The organism is Gordonia sp. YC-XJ4, assembly GCF_059511865.1.
Genome location: NZ_CM183447.1, coordinates 894,105 through 913,185 on the forward strand (window position 1 = coordinate 894,105; position 19,081 = coordinate 913,185).

Consider the following 19,081-nt stretch of genomic DNA (forward strand, 5'->3'; position numbering starts at 1 on the left):
ATCTTACAACAAAACCGCACTTCAGCGCTAGTCTATTGTCAAATATCTTAATCTAATTCCAGATAACGGGATCACATCGTCCTCGGCGTCGCCCGCAACGTCGACGGGACGCGTGGTCTGTCCGAGATCGGTGTGCTGCGTCGCGGTGCCGATGGCCTGGTCACCGTTGTGCCGATCTGGTTGCGCAGCGTCGGATTCACTTCGCACCGAGCGCTTTTCGACGAGATGGTCGCGATCCGATGACGGTGATCCTGCTTGCCTCGGCGTGTGCGGTGCTGTGGTCGGGCGCACCGCGCGCCGCCCACCGGCTCCGGCCACTGGGCGGGCGGCACACCCGCTCCACCACGGGAGTCCCGACATTGCGACGGATCGTCGTGCCGATCGGGATCTGCGGTGCGCTGCTGGTCGGCGGTATCGCTGCGGCGGTCGCTGCGGGACTCGTGGCCGGCGTGTACGGATGGCGGGCTCATCGCCGCCGGGCCGCCGAGCAGGCCGACGCGCGACGAGATGATCTGTTGACCGCGCTGTCGCTGATGATCGCCGAGCTCTCGGTCGGTGCGCCACCCGCCCATGCCTGTGCGGCCGCTGCGGCGGAGATGTCGGCCATGGCCGACGCTACCAGGGATGGCGTTACCGGACAGGCGGATTCGGTGGCCTCGGCGTTGTCGATGCTGGCCGGCCGCGCTGAGCTCGGAGGTGGCATCCTGATCGACCCGACCGCAGCGCACGGCGCCGACGAATCCTGGCAGCGTATCGCCGTGGCCTGGCAGACGTCGGAGGCTCACGGGCTGCCGCTGGCCGATCTGCTGGGCTCGGTGCGCTCGGATCTGTTGGCCCGCAAGGCCTTCGTCGAACGGACGCGGGCCGGAATGGCCGGTCCCCGTGCCACCGCCACTGTCCTCGCCGGACTCCCGGTCCTCGGCATCGCGCTCGGGCAGGCCACCGGTGCGCAACCGTTGTCGACCCTGCTGGGCGGTGGGCTCGGTGGAATCCTCCTCGTCGTCGGTACCGCTCTGGTCGCGAGTGGGCTGCTCTGGGCAGATCGCATCGCCGCGAAGGTGGTGGCACCGTGAGCGGCGGTCTGCGCAAGGGCGCGCTGGTCGAGAGGGAGGCCCGGTGAAGGCCGTGGCCGTGCTCCTGGTGGCCGTCGCCTGTTGGATCTGGCCGGCCGCGCGATGGCGTCTCCACCGGGTGATCGATCTGCCCGCACCGCCTACCCGGGAACCACGATTCCTCGGGGTGGGTGACCCCGGGGCGGATCCGTTCGCCACCGCGGCCGCACTGGACCTGCTCGCGGTGTGCCTGCGCGCCGGACTGCCGGTGGCGCAGGCGATCCGGGTCGCGGCGTCGAGTGCGCCGCCGTCCCTGGCGCGGCCGTTGACCTCGACCGCCGAGCTCCTCGAACTCGGCGCCGACCCGGACCGGGCCTGGGCTGCTCCCGAGGTGTCGCCGGATGCCCGGCGACGTCGGCCGCGGGCACCGTCGACCGACCTCGGCGCAGACTGTTTCGCGGATCTGACGATGCTCGCCCGACGGTCGGCGCGAGCCGGGTCGGCGCTGGCCGACGGGGTCGGCGAACTCGCCGAACAGGTCCGCCGGCGTGCCCACGACGAAGCGCTGGCCCGCGCCGAGCGGGCCGGGGTGATGGTTAGCGGGCCATTGGGCTTGTGCTTCCTGCCGGCCTTCATCTGCCTGGGCATCGTTCCCGTGGTCATCGGCCTCGCGTCGCAGACCCTGGGAGGTCTCTAGAAAAACATGCGCCGGGAGGGAGCCAAATCGCCACCCGCTGCGTCCAATTACCGCAACGTTCGAACCCCGAAAGGAAAAACCATGTCACACACCGTGAATCAAAGCTCTCCCGACCACGCCGACCCCATCGAGAATCCGCGCGGCTTGCGCGCTGCCGGCGATTGGCTGAACGCTCAAACGCTGCGCCTGATCAGCGACGAGGAGGGGATGAGCACTGCCGAATACGCCATCGGCACCATCGCGGCAGCGGCGTTCGGTGCGATCCTCTACACCGTCGTCACCGGCAACGACATCGTTTCCGCACTCACCGGGATCATCAACAAGGCCCTCAACACCTCGGTGAGCTGATGGGCGCGCGGCGTCGGGGCGTGGCGCGACGTGGCGTGCTGCGACATGTCGTGGACGATGACGCGGGCATGGTCACCGTCGAGGCGGCGTATGCGATTGCGGCGATCGTGGCGGTCCTGATCCTGGGCATCGGGGCGATCGGTGCGGTGATCGCCGAGATCCGGTGCACCGACGCCGCACGTGAGGTCGCGCGGTTGACCGCAGCCGGTGACGCGGGGGCGCGGGCCGCCGGAGCCCGGCTGGTCGGCGCCGACGCGACCATCACGGTGAGCGAGCAGGGCGGCAAGGTCGTCGTCTCGGTCACCGACCGGGTGCTCTCGCTGCCCGGGCTGACGATGTCGGCCCGGGCGGTGGCGGCCAAGGAGCCGGACGGCTCCGATCAAGTCGACATCGCGCCGGGGGTGACGCCGTGAAAATGCTAGTGCGCCTTGCCCGTGACGATCGTGGCTATGCCACCGTCGCCGCGGCCGGCGTCATCGTCGGGGTGGTGTCGGTCCTGGTGATGGTGGTCTACGTCGGTGCGGCGGTGATCGCCCGACACCGGGCGCAGTCGGCCGCCGACCTCGCGGCCCTCGCCGCCGCCATCGATCACGTCTCCGGTGACGCAGATGCGTGCGCAACCGCCCGGGAGGTGATCGACGATCAGCGTTCGGCGGTGGTGCTGCGTCGGTGTCGTACCGACGGCACCGACGTCGTCGTCGAGGTTGGCGTGCCGATCACGCTGGGGCTCTTCGGTTCTCGCGACGCGTCCGCGGCGGCGCGGGCGGGTCCGGCGGAGTGAACCAACCCCGAAGTGCCCTAACCGATGGCGTCGTCGCCGACGATGATCCGCTTCGGGTACACGCGCACCGAATGCATCGGCGCGAACCACACCTGACCGAAATACACCGACGTATCGCCGCGGTAGGCCAGTTCCAGGACGCCGTCGCCGTACGCGGTGCGGATTCGCGGGCGCACCGCGGTGACGAACGGTGCCCAGTGCACCACCTCACCCTCGGTGAGGAAGCCGCCCGCAGCTGCCCAGGTATCACCCGAGGAGCCCTCGGAGATCGCGAGGTACACCTCGCCGAGTGACGGGCTGATCCGGGGCCCTACCATGGCGCTCTGCAGATACCATTGCGCGGTATCGGCCACGGCCGGGTCCTCCAGGCTCACCGACGCCCACGCGTAGTGGATGTCGAGCGCGTCGAGTGCCTCGGCCTCCGAGAAGAACACGTCGCTCTCACCGATCGTCGACGGCATCCGGTCGGGTTCCCGGGTCGGACGGGCGAGCAGAAAGTACACCGGGCACGGCCGCAGGATCGTGCGCGCCGACGCGAGGCCGCGGGCGTCGCGGTCGGGCTCGCCATCCCTCTCGTGCATGCCACCGATTATCGCCGAAAAACCATGATGTGGACCGATCCGACGCGGTATTGCGATAGCCGCCTTGATGATTCACACGGGCGAAGTCCGGTTCCGAGGGCCGGCAGAGCCCGTGAGCGCATGAGTCATTTGTCCGGAATGTGTCTCGTCCGCACACCGCACGCCACGCTCTGTGTCGACCGCTCGATGGGTGCTGACCTGCGGTGATATCGCATGTATCGGCGCCAGGTGGCCACCGTTATGAGATATGAGTCATATGGCCACAAAAACGTGATCGGGGTTTCCTTCGGAGCGCGAGGCGGCGCAAGCTACCGGCGGGTAAGAACGGCGGTCGCCATGTCGGCCACGACGTTCCGGTCGTTCTCCACCCCGTTTCGATTCATCAGTTCCGAGAGGAGAAGACAGTGCACGCACTCAGCAGTCCCGAGGTCACGACGACGCGACCGCGCCCACGACTGACCACCGGCATCGCGCTCGTCGGCGCTGCGGCGATCGCGATCACCCCACTCGCCATCACCGGCGCCCCGGCCATCACCCATGACGTGCACCATGCGATCGACAGCGCGGCGACGTCGATCAAGCTGACCGGATTGGAGATGTATCAGCAGGTCATTGCCGATGCGGTGGCGAACTTCGAGGCGTCCCGAGAGTGGGCCGTGCCCGGAGCGTTCCCGATCCTCGAGCAGATCCTCAGCAATCAGCAGGCCAATCTGTCCGCTCTCGGATCGGCGCTGGGGACTTTCGGTCCCGCGGCGCTGGAAGTGATCAAGACCGAGGTGCCGCAGCTCTTGGCGCAGGCGGCCGAGGGGTTCGCCAAGGGTGATCTGGTCTCGGCGGTCAATGCCGTGCTGACCGCGGCGATCCTGCCGATCACCGCGGGAATCGACCTGGTGTCCGGCCCGATCATCCCGGCGATCCAACAGGCGCTGGCAGGTCCGGTGCAGAACCTCGCGAATGTCATCAACCAGCTACCGAACATGATTCTCTCGGGTGCACTCGTCCCGCTCAGTCCGGTGCTCAGCGGTGGTGGAGCACTGGTGCAGGCAGTGCAGAACGTGATCGACGCGGTGCAGGCAGCCGACCCGGCCAAGGCGCTCGACGCCGTGGTCAGCGCACCGGCGGTCGTGCTCGACGGAATCCTCAACGGCGGATACGGGATGAGCCTCGCACCCCTGGTGGGACTGAACGGGTTGACCGTTCAGTCCGGCGGCCTGCTGAATCCGGGGTCGTTCACCGACGACGGACGGCTCATCCTGCCGGGTTCGTTGCAGAGCTGGCAAACGTTGCAGCAGACCATCGTTGCGGCACTGACCCCGCCGGCGGCACCCTCATCGGCGGTATCCCGCACGCTCGCGTCGTCCTCGCCCACCGACATCAGTGCCGTGCGGGCTCCGGTTGGGGCGTCGACCACCGCGGTCACCCTCGACACGCGCGCGAATTCCGCGGACGCCACACCCGCCCCGTCATCCAACCCCTCATCCACCCCGGTGGCATCCACCCCGGCGGCATCCACCCCGTCCGAGTCGGCCTCGGCACCTTCGACAACGGCCCCGGAGTCGGCCACGGCAACGGAGACCGCGAGCACCGGGTCGAGCGGCGGCGCCACGGGTAGCGGACCGGCCGACTCGCAGACGGGCAGTGACGAGCCCGCGGGCGCCCAGTCTGAGGGTGCCCAGTCTGAGGGTGCCCAGTCTGAGGGTGCCCAGTTTGCGGGTGCCCGGTCCGGGGATACGCCGTCCGCGTCCGCCGACGCACAATCGGGCGGGACGGCCACCACCGGGCCGCAGCAGAGTGGGCCGCAACAGACTGGGCCGCACACCACTTCGGGTGCGACGGCGTCGCCGGCCGGAGCCGGAAGTGCGCAGGGCGCGTCGGGCTCCTGACACGCCCCGACCGGCTGGTGCTCCCGCCCCGTGTCCCGGGGCGGGAGCATCCGGTCGGTGGATTTGCGGCACCGCGCAATCCGCGCAGTACGCGGGATACTTCGTGTTACGAATGACCGGTGAGTGAGGACGAATCGGCGCTGTCGGGGGACGCCGGAGTCGTCGGCCGCCGGCGAGTGATCGACCGCATCGACGATGTGTTGCTCGCCGCGACATCGGGCATCTCCGGCGACGGCCGCGCCCTCACGATCGTGGGCGGCCCCGGCACCGGCCGAACGACGATGCTGGACGTGGCCGTACGTCGTGCCACTGCGCTGGACATGGATGTGTTGGCCGCTTCGGGCGCCGACGACGAATCGGCCGAGCCCTACGCCGGACTCCACCAGTTGTTGTTACCTCTACTGCTATCCCGGGCGGGTGAGCAGACGGGGTCTCTCGCGGTGCGGGTCGCTCTCGGATTCGCGCCGGGTCCGTCGCCGGACGGTCGGCAGGTCGCCGATGCCGTGAGCGCCCTTCTGGCCGACCACCTCGCCCACCGCCCGACACTACTGGTGATCGACGATCTCACCCGCCTGGACGCCGAGTCGACCGGCGTCGTCGAAGACCTTGGCGCACGGCGATTGTCACGACTGGCCATCATCACTTCCGTGCAAGCGGGGCGCGCGGCGCCGCTCCTGGGCACCCGACTGGCACTGGGACCGTTGACCGAGGCCGAGTCCGGTCGCCTGCTCGACGCCGGTCATCCCGCTCTCGAGCCACGGTTGCGGAGCGCGATTCTCGCGGCGTCCCTGGGAAATCCGTTGGCGGTCCGCGAGATCCCACGCAGCCTCACCGAAGATCAACGCCGCGGTCTGCAGCCGGTACCGGCACAGATTGCCCTCACCTCGCGTCTTGCGCGGCATATGGCCGAGACCATCGCGGACCTACCCGCAGATACCCGGCTGCTGCTCGGGATGCACGCGATCGATCCCGACCGCCCGATCGGCGACTTCGACGACGTCCTCGGTGGACGTGACGCACTGGTGGCCGCACTGCCCGCACTCGGCAACGGGCTGGTCGAACTCGTCGGTGCGACCCGGATGCGATGCCTGCATCCGGTGGTCCTCGGCATGATCGCCGACGGCGCCACCCGTGCCGAACGGGATCTCGCACACCGGTCGCTCGGCGCGGTGCTGGCCGTGCAGGGCATACCCGAACCGGCAACGGTGGACGCGATCGCGTCGGTGCCCCGTCGGGCTGCCATGCGGGAGGCGTCCGCGGAGGCAACGCGGCACCTGGGGGATTGGCGCGGCGCGATCGACGGTCTCGAAGCCGCGGCCACCATCGACGCCAGACCCGCCGAGCGTGCGCGTCGGCTGGCCCGGGCGGCCTATCTGGCGGCATCGGTCGATCTCGCCGTCGCGTCGCGGCTCGTCACCGAGATGCGCCTACATGATCCGACGGTGGCCGGCACTCTCGACGGTGCTCTCGCCATCGCCGCCGTCGCCTCCCGAGGGATGCTCACCGACCTCGACATGGCCCATCGGCTCCTCGAGGAGGCCATCGTCGACCACGGCCACGGCACCCCCGACGACCCGCTGCTCGCCGAGGCGATCGGTGAACTGCGCTGGGTCTGTTGGCTTTCCGGGCGTGACGATTGGTTGCGCGCATACCGGCGCACATTGCACGCGGTGGGCGGCGCCCCGCGGGCTGGGCGCCTCACACGCCGCGCCGCCTTCGGGCTACTCGACGGCGAGGTGCGTGCCGACGAGGTTGAGGCGGCCATCGGCATGGTCGACGACCACACCGATCCCACGGCGATCATCCTCGTCGCCGAGGCTGCGGCCACGGTGGATCGGGTGGCCTCGATGACACATCACCTCGAGCGCCTGATCGAACTCGCCGACGATCGGGGGCCGGTCGTGCCGGCCATCTGGGCAACGCTGATGCTCGCCGACGACGACGTCGGCCGCGGTGACTTCGCCCGTGCCGAGCAGCGTCTCGATCACGCGATAACACGCTGGGGGTCTGCGGGTTTCAATCTCCTGTCATGGGGTGTGGATGCGCAGCGGGCCCGGTGTGCCGCGGGTGTCGGTGAGGCAGTGGTGATCTCTGAATGCGTCCGCCGCATGACGGCATGGGCCATCCCGCGCCGTGCGCACCGCGTCGTGGAGCAGGCGGCACGTGCCGAGCTGGCCTCTGCTGCCTCACGTTCCGATGCCACCGTGGTCCTCGAGCGCGCGAATGCGATCGGCCCGATCGGTGAGTTCGGTGCCGGTTGGCGTACGTCGCGGTCGGCGCACCTCGACGTCGTCCTTGCCGCGCGGCAGGTCGGACGACCTGATCTGGCGCGAGTGCACGTTGAGGCCATGACGCGCAACGGATTCGGCGTGATCTCCCCCCGCTGCCGGATGATCCACCTCGCCGCGCAAGCGCTGGTGCTCACCGGTGCGGCCGCGCGGTACCTGTTCGAGGCGGCGTTGGCGGTGCCCGAAGCGTCACAGTGGCCGATGGATGTCGCCCGAATCCAGTACTCCTTCGGGGCCCATCTGCGCCGCAACCATGCCGTCGCCCACGCGCGGGAGCCCCTGACGCACGCGGTGCGTCTCTTCGACGAGCTGGGGTGTCAGGAGTGGGTCGAGCTGGTGCGGGCCGAACTCGATACGACGATCGTCGCGCGTGAGGTTCTGGGTGGACCCATCGCGGGTGGGTTGACCCATCGGGAGCTGCGCATCGCCGAGGCCGCGGCATCGGGCATGAGCAACAAGGCGATCGCTGTGCAGATGGGGATCTCCGCGCGTACGGTCGGTAATCATCTGCACCATGCGTACGTCAAGCTGGGTATTGGTTCACGTGGCGGGCTGCGTGATGCCTTGCAAGCGCTCGGAATCGGTGCCTCAGCCGCCCGGGCCCGCATCCCGACCGAGTGAATCGCGCAGCGCCGCACGAGATGTCACCCCCAGGGTGGCGTAGACCGAGGACAGGTGGGTGCCGACTGTACTCGGCGAGAGGTGCAGCAGTTCGCCGATCTGCCGGTTGCTCAGTCCGGACGCGGCGAGTTCGGCAACGCGCAGGCCGATGGGGGTGAGGTCGGTCAGGGTCGCCCGTGCGCCGGGCGCATCGCCGAGCCGGCGGAGTTCCTCCTCCGCCTGTGCCAGCCACGGGCGCGCTCGTAACCCGCGGAAGATCGATGCCGCACTGCGCAGTTCGTGGCGGGCCGCCGCGCGATCACCGCGGCTGCGCAGCATGACGCCGTAGGACAGGCGGATACGCGCGAGATCGAACGGACGTCGGTCGGCGTCGGGTACGGCGAGCGCTTGCTCGAAATCGCTACGCCGACAAGTCAGTACGGCCAGCGCCCCGGCGCGCAGCAACGGCTCCAGCCGCCGCAGCGGCATACCCTTGTCGTCGCCGGTGAGTCGCTCGATGAGGGCGGCGACGTCGGCGGTGGCCGATGCCGCGACCGCGGCTTGGGCAACGTCGAGGACCATCCGCGCATCGGAGTCGATCAGTGCCGTGTGGTTCCCGTCTGCAGCGACCTGACCGAAGAGTCGATGGGCGCGTTGTCCGGCGCCGGCACCCAGGGCAAGCACCGCTCGGGCCTGGGCGGCTCGACCCCGGATGAAGATCCCGGAGGGATTGTCCCACAGCGACATCCGGTAGACGGCGACATCGACGGCGTCGGCGTCTCCACGGTAGGCGGCCAGCAGCGCGTCGGTGTGGTCGGCCCATTCGGTGCCAGGGATGCGATATCCGAGTCCGTCCGCGATCTGCCGGGTCCGCGCGACGAGATCCTTTGCGACGGTCCAGTCGCCGGCCGTGAGACGCTCGGTGCTCAGTAGGGCGGCGGCCGCCGCGATGGTGGGGGGTGTGGCGGTGGGATCGGAGAGCACCCGCACGAGCGAATCCCGCCACCAGAAGCGATGATGGCGTGTCCGGGTGACGAACGCGGTCCGCAGGACGGTGGTCGGGTCGGAGGCCACCGCGAGATCATCGACGAGACGATCGGCCTGATCGACCGCAGCGTCGGGCGACTCGGCGAGCTGCATGCGCCCGTCGATCCGTGTCCAGACCGGCGCATTGGGCAGTGATCTCAGCACCGCGCGAAGGCCGTCGCGGGCTCCGTCGCCGGTGCATTGTTCGAGGAAGGTCAGCAACCACACCGCGTCATCGACGAGACGTCGATCCGTGTGATCGTGATGCGCGGTCACCGCAGACAATAGGGCTGCATACACCGGTCCTGTCGGGTGGCCTTGCGCGAATGACGAGAATGCTTCGGCCACCGCATGTTCCAGCCCCGACGGGCTGTGCGCGGGAGTTGGCGCGAGTAACGCGGTGGTGCTCGCCGAATCGTCGGACGCTGCGGCACGGGCGGCCACGACGGACTCGTCGAAGTCCACACCTGTTCGCGCGGTGCGGTTCTCGGCATCGGCAGGAGGCGGCAGGGGCTCATCGGGCCAGATCCGTTCGGCGAGGCGATCGTCGAAGACCGTGTCGCCGGGGGCGGAGGAGAAGACGGCCTGCACACCGGTATGGCGGAGTCGTCGGATCACCGGCGCGAGGATGTCCGCGCTGGACGGGTCGAGGCGGTCGGCGCGATCGATCAACAGCAGTGCGCCGGGATGCTCACCTGCCCAGGCATGTAACAACGACACGATGACGGTGCACAGCATCAGTCGGGTCGGCGGCGGGCCCATTTCGATGCCGAAGGCGACGCGTAGTGCGCTGCGCTGCTCGGTGGTGATCGATTCGGCCGAGGCCAGTACCTGGTCCACCAGCCCACGCAGCGCCGACATGTCACCCGGGCGGGGCGCCGACGCAGCGGTACCGGTCGTGGGCTCTGCGCTCAGGCGTACGACCGGCAGGCCGTCGGCGGCGGCGTGTGCGTGTACGGCGTCGAGCACCTCATCGCCGTGGCTGTCGTCGGTGAGTATGAGTGCCGAGACGAATTCCCGGGCGCGCAACCCCGAGAGGATATCCCGGGCCGATCCGTGGGCCGAGGTCGTGGGCATGGCGCACCCCCGTTCTTGCTGCTCGCCCACCCGGGCTCACCTCAGCCTACGAGCAACGCGGACAGCAGCGACAAGGTGGTGATCGCTCCGGCCTTGTCGAGGGGGTCGTTTCCGTTCCCGCACTTGGGGGACTGCACACAGGACGGGCAGCCGCTCTCGCAGCCGCAGTCGGCGACGGCGTCGCGGGTGGCGGCGATCCAGGCGGCGAATTCGGTGTAGCCGCGTTCGGCGAACCCCGCGCCGCCCAGATAGCCGTCGTATACGAACACCGTGGGCAATCCGGTGTCGGGGTGCAGGTTGGTCGAGAGCCCGCCGATGTCCCAGCGGTCGCACGTCGCGATCAGCGGCAGGAGACCGATGGCGGCGTGTTCGGCGGCGTGCAGCGAGCCGGGCAGTCGGGTCGCGTCGATCCCCTCGGCAGCGAGTACCTCCGGCGGCAGCGTGTACATCACCGCGCGGGTGTGCAGTGTCTGACGTGGCATGTCGAGTTCGACGGCGTCGAGCACCTCGCCGGAGAGCAGCGTGCGCAGATAGCCGACGACCTGGTGGGTGACGTCGACGTCGACCAACGCGGTGTGCAGCGCCCCGTGATCGGTGGCGGCGATGACGTCGGTGATGGTGATCTCGGTGGTTTCCCGGGCCGAGGTCGTCCAGTCCGGCTCCTCCGGGTGGGCGAGCGCCAGTCCATCGTCGAGGTCGAGTTCGTCGACGACGTAGGTGCGGCCCTGATGGATGTGCACGGCACCGGGATGCACGGTGGCCGGGGCGCGTCCGGCGTCGACGGTGCCGAGCAACTCCGAGGTGGTCGCGTCGACGATCAGGACCTGTCCGCCGATGCCACCGCGAATGTCGATGTCGCCGTGCGGATCCACCCCGGGCGCGGCATACCAACCGGCCTTGCGCCTGCGCAGCAGCCCCTGCGCAGCGAGGTCGGCGACCAGCTCGCCGGCGCGCCATTGCTCGATCTCGGCGTCCTGCAACGGGAATTCGGTTGCCGCACAGAGTAGGTGGGGGCCAAGGATATAGCGGTTGGTCGGGTCGATGACCGGCGCCTCGACCGGTGTGCCCAGCAGTGCCTGCGGGTGATGGACCAGATAGGTGTCGAGCGGATCGTCACGGGCGACGAGCACCACGAGCGCGTCGCCCGAGGTGCGCTGACGACCGGCGCGCCCGGCCTGCTGCCAGAAGGATGCGACGGTGCCCGGGTACCCGGCGATGATGACCGCGTCGAGGCCGCTGATGTCCACGCCGAGCTCGAGTGCGTTGGTGGTCGCCACGCCGACGAGTTCGCCGGAGGAGATGGCCTGTTCGAGTTTGCGTCGGTCGTCGGCAAGATACCCGGCACGATACGCCGCGACCTTGTCGACGAGCTCGGGAGCGCTGTGCGCCAACAGATCACGGGCGCCGAGTGCAGTGATCTCCACGCCGCGCCGACTGCGCCCGAAGCACAGTGTGCGTGCGCCTTCGATGACGAAATCGGCCAGTAGTCTTGAGGATTCGGCACCTGCGGATCGGCGGACGGGCGCGTCGTTCTCGCCGCTGATTCCCGGCACGAAATCGGGCTCCCACAGGGCGATGGTGCGTTCGCCACGCGGTGATCCGTCCTCGGTCACCCCGACCGCCGGTTCGCCGATGAGCCGGGACAGCGCGGCGGCCGGGTCGGCGACGGTCGCGCTCGCGGCGATCACCGTCGGATTCGATCCGCACGCTCGTGCCAGTCGCAACAACCGTCGCAGGACCAGCGCCGTGTGTGACCCGAACACCCCACGGTAGTGGTGACATTCGTCGATCACGATGTATCGCAGGTGCCGGAAGAATTGCCGCCACTGCCCGCGCACCGGGCCCGCCGACGAGCCGCCGCCACCGGAGAGCACGCCGGTGAGTATCCCGATGTGCAGCATGTCGGGATTGGTGAAGATCCACCGGGAATGCGTGCGTGCCCAATGTCGTATGTTCGGATCGGTGTCGCCGTCGTAGGCGCACGGCGCGAGGTGTGCAAAGGGTCCGCGTCCGGCGGTCAGTGTGGAGACCGCCCGGATCTGGTCGGCGCCGAGCGCTTTGGTGGGCGCCAAATACAGTGCGGTGGAATGTGGTTCGGTGAGCAGTGCATTCAGGATCGGTAATTGGTAGGCCAACGACTTTCCCGATGCGGTGCCCGTGGATATGGACACATGCCGACCCGAGTGTGCATGTTCGGCTGCGGCTGCCTGATGAATCCATGGTTTCGTGATGCCGTCCGCCTCGAATGCCTCTCGCACGTTCTCGTCGACCCATTCCGGCCAGTCAGTGAAAGTCGCTGTGCGCGACGGGATGACGGACAGGTGCGTGATAGGACCAGAGTCCGCTTCGGTACCGGCGAGGGAGCGGCGGAGGAGTTCGGTTCCGAAGGTGTGCAGGCTCATAACTCTTTGTTGTCTTCTGTGTCGCGCGGTGTCGAATGTGGTTCTCGTGCTCTGCGACGGGAATTCGAGACCGGATCGATATGTGGCGCTCTGGCGCGACGTCCGTGCAGATGTTACTGCCTGATGTCAATCAGCTGAAATCGTCCACATTTTCGTTCCCACTGGTTCCTGTGACTATCGCATCGGTGCCAGACGTGATTGACTATGTGCGGCCGCAGCTTCTTCCGATGCATCGTCACTGCGGTGATCGGGGGAATCGGGTTGCAGCCGTGGTACTGAGTTATTCCCTCACCGAACCGCGTCCACGGTTCACCGGGGTTTCTTCGAGGTATGGCGGTCAGAACCGGCCACGGTGCGAGTACATCTCGTATCGGAGTCAGATCGAATGAATGTGAAGGATTGCAGTAATGGCACAGGGAACTGTGAAGTGGTTCAACGCGGAAAAGGGCTTCGGCTTCATCGCTCCTGACGAGGGGTCCGACGACGTGTTCGTCCACTACTCCGAGATCCAGGGATCCGGTTTCCGCACCCTCGAAGAGAACCAGCGTGTCGAGTTCGAGGTCGGGCAGGGCACGAAGGGCCCACAGGCGACGGGCGTCCGCGCCGTCTGATAGGCGACCTCGCGGCAACGCGAAGAGGTTTGTCTTAACCGCTCCCGGTCTGGTCATCCAGACCGGGAGCGGTTTTCTCTGCCCGGCCGGGGTGTCCTGCGACCCGTGTGACGGGCGAGGCCACTGGTACTGCGCGGCGCAGTAGTCTCATAACCGTGGGTCAGTTGGCGTTTTTCTCGGCGGAGACCGACGAACCGGCGATCGACGACCTGGCGGGTCTGCTCGCCGGTCCCGGGCAGTCGGCGCCGGTGTATGCCGGGGCGGACGTGATCGGTACGCGCGTGTCGGTCGTCGTCGGCGATCGGTGGCGCGCCGATGCCATCGTCGCGCAGGTGCGGACGATCGGGCTCGACGCCGAGGTCATCACCTCCGAAGAGGGCAATCCCTTGGCGCGCACCGCGCCGAGCCCGCGTCTCGACGAACTGCACCGCCGCTGGTCGACGGGCGCGGTCAAGACGATGCCCACCGCGTGGGTCCCGACACCGCATGCGTTGCGGTTCTGGGTGCTGGCAGCCGGCCGCACCGATCCGACCGGACAGTACCTCCTCGGGCTCGATGCGCACTGCCCGGAATCGCATCCGGTGCTCGCCACCGCGTTGATGCGCGTGGGTATCGCGCCGACCCTCGTCGGCAACCGGATCGGGGCGCCTGCGCTCCGTGTGGGGCGTCGCCGGCTGGCGCGGTTGGCCGAGTACGTCGGCCCGCCGCCACCCGGTGCGACGGCTCGCGAGTGGCCCGGTGCCGGCTGATCGCCGAGGTGCCCGCGACCGTCGCGTCCTCGTATCGGGTGACACCGATGACGCCGAAATGTGATGCATGCTTCACAGCCGTCTGACCAGCTGATTCATCGAAAGAATTCGAGATGTCCGGTCCTTCGGGTATACCTTGCCGGGAATTCGGATGTGCAATAGGCGCTATCTATAAGGTACAAACCCACTGAACGAACAAGAGCGGCTCCGGGCACAATCATCCGCCCGAAGACCGACTCGATAGCGAAGGACCCCCGTTGGCCGAGACCAGCACCACAAGCCCCACGAGCGGCAAAGCGATCCGACGACTCGTGATCGTCGAGTCGCCCACCAAGGCGCGCAAGATCGCCGGGTACCTGGGGTCGAACTATGTGGTCGAGTCCTCCCGTGGACACATCCGGGACCTGCCGCGCGGCGCCGCTGACGTCCCGGCCAAGTACAAGGGCCAGTCCTGGGCGCGGCTCGGTGTGAACGTCGACGAGAACTTCGAGCCGCTCTATGTGGTCTCGCCCGACAAGAAGTCGACGGTCACCGAACTCAAGTCGCTGATGCGCGATGTCGACGAGCTCTATCTCGCCACCGACGGTGACCGCGAGGGGGAGGCGATCGCCTGGCACCTGCTCGAGACGCTCAAGCCGAAGATCCCGGTCAAGCGGATGGTGTTCCACGAGATCACCGAGCCGGCCATCCGGGCGGCCGCGGAGAACCCCCGCGACCTCGACATCGATCTCGTCGATGCCCAGGAGACCCGCCGCATCCTCGACCGTCTCTACGGCTACGAGGTCTCCCCGGTGCTGTGGAAGAAGGTCATGCCGAAGCTGTCGGCGGGCCGTGTGCAGTCGGTGGCCACCCGCATCATCGTCGAGCGTGAACGAGAGCGCATGGCGTTCGTCTCCGCGGAGTACTGGGACATCGACGCCACCATGAACGCCGGCGGGTCGCAGGAGGACGAATCCAATCCGCGCAGCTTCTCCGCGCGCCTGGTCAACGTCGACGACGCGCGCGTCGCGACCGGCCGTGATTTCACCCCGAAGGGCGTGCTGAAGAAGGCCGACGGCGTCATCGTCCTCGACGAGTCCCGGGCCACCGCGCTGGCCGGCGCCCTCGACGGCGCCGACATGACCGTCACCTCGGTCGAGGAGAAGCCCTACACCCGACGTCCGTACGCGCCGTTCATGACCTCGACGCTGCAGCAGGAAGCCGGCCGCAAGCTGCGGTTCTCCTCCGACCGCACCATGCGCATCGCGCAGCGCCTGTACGAGAACGGCTTCATCACCTACATGCGTACCGACTCGACGACGCTGAGCGAGTCGGCCATCAACGCCGCTCGCACGCAGGCGCGAGAGCTGTACGGCGACAACTTCGTTCACCCGACCCCGCGGCAGTACACGCGAAAGGTCAAAAACGCCCAGGAAGCTCACGAGGCGATCCGCCCGGCCGGCGAGACATTTCGCACGCCCGGCCAGGTCGCCGGGCAGCTCGAGACCGACGAATTCCGTCTCTACGAACTGATCTGGCAGCGCACGGTGGCCAGCCAGATGGCCGACGCCAAGGGCACCACCCTGAGCCTGCGCATCACCGGAACCGCCACCAGCGGCGAGGAATGCACCTTCGCCGCGTCCGGGCGCACGATCACCTTCCCGGGCTTCTTGTCGGCCTACGTCGAGACCGTTGACGATCAGGCGGGTGGCCAGGCCGACGACGCCGAGAACCGCCTGCCGCAGCTGACCGAGGGCCAGTCGTTGACCGCCTCGGAGCTGCGTGCCGACGGCCACTCCACCAACCCGCCCGCCCGCTTCACCGAGGCGTCGCTGGTGAAGGTGCTCGAGGAGCTCGGCATCGGTCGCCCGTCGACCTATGCCTCGATCATCGGCACCATCCAGGACCGCGGTTATGTGGTCAAGAAGGGCAACGCGCTGGTGCCCTCATGGATCGCGTTCGCCGTCGTCGGCTTGCTGGAGGCCTACTTCGAGAGCCTCGTCGACTACGACTTCACCGCGTCGCTCGAGGATGATCTCGATCAGATCGCCAATGGTCAGGAGAACCGCACCCGGTGGCTCACCGAGTTCTACTTCGGTGATTCGGCCGCGAATGCCGAGCATGACGCGGAAATAGCCGGCTCGGAAATCGCCAAGCACGGGGGGTTGAAGAAGCTCGTCGGGGTCAATCTCGAGGAGATCGACGCCCGCGAGGTCAACTCGATCCGCCTGTTCGACGATGAGCAGGGCCGACCGGTCTACGTGCGCGTCGGACGATTCGGTCCGTACCTCGAACGTAACGTCGCCGCGAGCGCCGACGCCGAACCGGACCTGCAGCGGGCCAACCTGCCCGCCGACATGACCCCTGACGAGCTCACCCTCGCCGTGGCGGAGAAGCTGTTCTCCACCCCGCAGGAGGGACGCACACTCGGCACCGATCCGGTGACCGGGCACGAAATCGTGGTCAAGGAGGGCAGATTCGGTCCGTACGTGACCGAGATCCTGCCCGCCGAGGAAGACGGTGACGATTCCGGCTCGGCCGGCGCGCCGGCGACGATCCCGGCCGGGCCCACCCCGCGTGACGGTGGTGGCGCCGGTGACGGTGAGGTCGTCCCGCTCGACGACACCCCGGCGGACACGGGCGGGTCGACCTCCGGCGGTTCGACGGCCACCAAGACCGCTGCCAAGAAGGCGGTCGCCAAGAAGGCCGCTGCGAAGAAGACCGCCAAGAAGGCCGCGGGCCCCAAGCCGCGGACCGGATCGCTGTTCAAGACCATGGACATCTCCACCGTCACGCTCGACGACGCGCTGAAGCTGCTGTCGTTGCCGCGCGTGGTCGGCGTCGATCCGGCGACGAACGAGGAGATCACCGCCCAGAACGGCCGCTACGGCCCGTATTTGAAGAAGGGCACCGACTCGCGGTCGCTGACCAGCGAGGATCAGTTGTTCAGCATCACCCTCGACGAGGCCCTCAAGATCTACTCCGAGCCCAAGCGTCGAGGCCGGGCCGCTGCCGCTCCGCCGCTGCGTGAACTCGGCAAGAACGACGAGGTCAGCGGACAGCCGATGGTGATCAAGGACGGCCGTTTCGGCCCGTACGTCACCGACGGCGAAACCAACGCCAGCCTGCGCAAGGGTGACGAGGTCGCCAGCATCACGCCGGAACGGGCGATGGAGTTGCTGGCCGAACGTCGTGCCCGCGGCCCGGTGAAGAAGGCCACCAAGAAGAAAACCCCGGCGAAGAAGGCGGCCGCCAAGAAGACCGTCGCGAAGAAGACCGCGGCGAAAAAGGCGCCCGCCAAGAAGGCTGCGGCGAAGAAGACGACTGCCAACAAGACCACACAGGACGACTGATCCGGTCTCACCGGGTCGCGATCCGGTGGATCAGCCGGGCCGCGACCCGCGCGGTGCGGTGAATTGGTCTCGTGCGCAACCTGATCCGTCGTCAGATCGCGGAGAGCCCTTCCTCTTCGGCTTCGATCGCCGCCCGGACAGCCTCCTCGTGGGCCAGGACCTGCTCCCGGTTGGGCAGTGCGAGTGAGGCGAATGCCGCGATCAGGTAGCCGGCCGCGCCGAGCGCCGCGGTCACCGCGAAGGCGTGCGCCGCGTGCGGCACCGCGAGATCCGTTCCGAGCACGGCGAAGTAGGTGGTGCCGGCCACCGCGATCCCGACGGCGGCGCCGAGCTGTTGGAAGGTCGCGAAGACACCCGACGCGGCCCCGGCCCACCGGACAGGTACCAGGGCCAGTGCGACCTCGACCAGCGGCATCACCAGCATGCTCAGACCGGCGCCCATCACCGCGAGTGGTGCGACGATGTCCCACGGAGTCAGCGCAGCGCCCTCGTGCAGCACGATCAGGAGCGTGACGAAGGTGCCGGTCGACTGCAGGAGCGCACCGACGAACATCAGGTGCCGGCCGAAGCGGGCGAACGGGCCGGCGATCGCGAACCCGGCGAAGGCGCCGAGGGCGAATGCCAAGATCGTCATCCCGGCCTTCAGCGCCGAATAGCCCAGCGTCGACTGCACGTAGAGCATCAAGGTGAGGGTCACGATGTTCATCGAGCCCTGGAACACCGTCTGCACCACCAGGCCGACCGAGAAGCCCCGGTTGGCGAACAGACGTCCCGGGAGCAGTGGTGCCCGGCCGGCCCGCGCGACGGCTCGCTGGCGGACGACGAATAGCGCGAGCAACACCACGCCACCGGCCATCACCGCCCACGACCACGCCGGCCAGCCCAGCGTGTGTCCCTCGACGATCGGGTAGAGCACCGCGACGACGCCGCCCGCGGAGAGCGCGACGGCGATCAGGTCACGATCGGCCGGCTCGGTGTCGCGGGTGTCCGGGATGTACGCGCGACCGAGGACCAGCAGCACGATGCCGACCGGCACGTTGATCAGCAGCACCGACCGCCAGCCGAGTCCCGCGACGTCGCCGCTGACCAGGACCCCGCCCAGGATCGGACCCGCGACCGCGGCCATCCCCGAGATCGCCCCGAACATGCCGTAGACGCGGGCACGCTCGCGCGGCCGATAGAGCGCCTGCAGCGTCGAGAGGCCCTGCGGGACCATCACCGCGGCGAAGAGTCCCTGGGCGACGCGGGCGACGATGAGCAGATCGGCATCAGGGCTGCATGCCCCGGCCAGCGACGCGAGGGTGAACCCGGCGACCCCGATGAGGAAGGCTCGTCGTCGCCCGATGGCGTCGCCGAGTCGGCCGCCGGTGATCAGCATCGAGGCGAACGCGAGCATGTAGCCGGCGATGATCCATTCGAGTTGTGCGGCGTCGGCGTGCAGGTCGTTGCGGATGGAGGGCAGTGCGACCTGCATGATGGTGACGTCGAACAGGTCCATGAAGGAGGCACCGATGAGCACGGCCATCGCGAGGGTGCGTCGTCGCGGGGAGATGGTCGTCGACGGCTCCGGGGAAACGTGAGAGAGCATGGTGACCGTCCTCGAGTAGTAGCTACCACACGGAGATTATTCCGAAGCGGAAATATTCTGATACGG

General features: G+C 68.3%; 14 protein-coding genes. 10 read left to right on the forward strand and 4 right to left on the reverse strand.

The window, feature by feature from the left end:
- Window positions 1–239 precede the first annotated feature (239 nt).
- From AC5ZH6_RS03875 to AC5ZH6_RS03895, 5 genes are all read left to right on the forward strand, one after another.
- Window positions 240–1,073, forward strand: a complete 834-nt coding sequence (locus tag AC5ZH6_RS03875) for a type II secretion system F family protein (RefSeq protein WP_006372344.1) — start codon at window positions 240–242, stop codon at window positions 1,071–1,073.
- A gap of 43 nt (window positions 1,074–1,116) precedes the next feature.
- A complete protein-coding gene (locus AC5ZH6_RS03880; protein WP_006372345.1) occupies window positions 1,117–1,749 on the forward strand; it encodes a type II secretion system F family protein in 633 nt (210 codons plus the stop codon).
- An 81-nt stretch (window positions 1,750–1,830) separates the two neighbouring features.
- On the forward strand, window positions 1,831–2,097 hold the full coding sequence (locus tag AC5ZH6_RS03885) for a DUF4244 domain-containing protein (RefSeq protein WP_006372346.1): 267 nt from the start codon (window positions 1,831–1,833) through the stop codon (window positions 2,095–2,097).
- Complete coding sequence (locus AC5ZH6_RS03890; protein WP_006372347.1) at window positions 2,097–2,510, forward strand: TadE family type IV pilus minor pilin; 414 nt, start codon at window positions 2,097–2,099, stop codon at window positions 2,508–2,510. Before AC5ZH6_RS03885 ends, AC5ZH6_RS03890 begins: the two co-directional genes overlap by 1 nt.
- Before the next feature lie 2 nt (window positions 2,511–2,512).
- Complete coding sequence (locus AC5ZH6_RS03895; RefSeq protein ID WP_006372348.1) at window positions 2,513–2,878, forward strand: Rv3654c family TadE-like protein; 366 nt, start codon at window positions 2,513–2,515, stop codon at window positions 2,876–2,878.
- Between the two features lie 17 nt (window positions 2,879–2,895).
- Here AC5ZH6_RS03895 and AC5ZH6_RS03900 read toward each other — a convergent pair whose 3' ends face one another.
- The gene (locus tag AC5ZH6_RS03900; RefSeq protein WP_006372349.1) at window positions 2,896–3,459 is read right to left on the reverse strand and encodes a hypothetical protein; all 564 of its coding nucleotides are present in this window, start codon (window positions 3,457–3,459) and stop codon (window positions 2,896–2,898) included.
- Window positions 3,460–3,863: 404 nt separating this feature from the next.
- Here AC5ZH6_RS03900 and AC5ZH6_RS03905 point away from each other — a divergent pair, with 404 nt between their 5' ends.
- Complete coding sequence (locus AC5ZH6_RS03905) at window positions 3,864–5,342, forward strand: hypothetical protein (protein WP_006372350.1); 1,479 nt, start codon at window positions 3,864–3,866, stop codon at window positions 5,340–5,342.
- Window positions 5,343–5,461: 119 nt separating this feature from the next.
- Window positions 5,462–8,251: a helix-turn-helix transcriptional regulator gene (locus AC5ZH6_RS03910; RefSeq protein WP_006372351.1), complete on the forward strand. Its 2,790-nt coding sequence runs from the start codon at window positions 5,462–5,464 to the stop codon at window positions 8,249–8,251.
- Here AC5ZH6_RS03910 and AC5ZH6_RS03915 read toward each other — a convergent pair.
- Window positions 8,219–10,333: a helix-turn-helix transcriptional regulator gene (locus tag AC5ZH6_RS03915; RefSeq protein ID WP_006372352.1), complete on the reverse strand. Its 2,115-nt coding sequence runs from the start codon at window positions 10,331–10,333 to the stop codon at window positions 8,219–8,221. The two genes, AC5ZH6_RS03910 and AC5ZH6_RS03915, sit on opposite strands and share 33 nt — an antisense overlap.
- A gap of 41 nt (window positions 10,334–10,374) precedes the next feature.
- The gene (locus tag AC5ZH6_RS03920) at window positions 10,375–12,735 is read right to left on the reverse strand and encodes a DEAD/DEAH box helicase (RefSeq protein WP_006372353.1); all 2,361 of its coding nucleotides are present in this window, start codon (window positions 12,733–12,735) and stop codon (window positions 10,375–10,377) included.
- Window positions 12,736–13,142: 407 nt separating this feature from the next.
- On the opposite strand from AC5ZH6_RS03920, the gene AC5ZH6_RS03925 reads away from it, so the two are divergent.
- The 3 genes from AC5ZH6_RS03925 to topA all read left to right on the forward strand — a co-directional run bounded on the left by AC5ZH6_RS03925 (window position 13,143) and on the right by topA (window position 17,427).
- Complete coding sequence (locus AC5ZH6_RS03925) at window positions 13,143–13,346, forward strand: cold-shock protein (RefSeq protein ID WP_004022110.1); 204 nt, start codon at window positions 13,143–13,145, stop codon at window positions 13,344–13,346.
- 155 nt (window positions 13,347–13,501) lie between these two features.
- Window positions 13,502–14,095 carry a hypothetical protein gene (locus AC5ZH6_RS03930; RefSeq protein ID WP_006372354.1) on the forward strand — a complete coding sequence of 198 codons (594 nt, stop codon included), beginning with the start codon at window positions 13,502–13,504 and terminating at the stop codon, window positions 14,093–14,095.
- A gap of 257 nt (window positions 14,096–14,352) precedes the next feature.
- Complete coding sequence (gene topA, locus AC5ZH6_RS03935) at window positions 14,353–17,427, forward strand: type I DNA topoisomerase (RefSeq protein WP_496168493.1); 3,075 nt, start codon at window positions 14,353–14,355, stop codon at window positions 17,425–17,427.
- 91 nt (window positions 17,428–17,518) lie between these two features.
- On the opposite strand, the gene AC5ZH6_RS03940 is transcribed toward topA, so the two are convergent.
- Window positions 17,519–19,015: an MFS transporter gene (locus AC5ZH6_RS03940; RefSeq protein ID WP_006372356.1), complete on the reverse strand. Its 1,497-nt coding sequence runs from the start codon at window positions 19,013–19,015 to the stop codon at window positions 17,519–17,521.
- Between the last annotated feature and the right edge of the window lie 66 nt (window positions 19,016–19,081).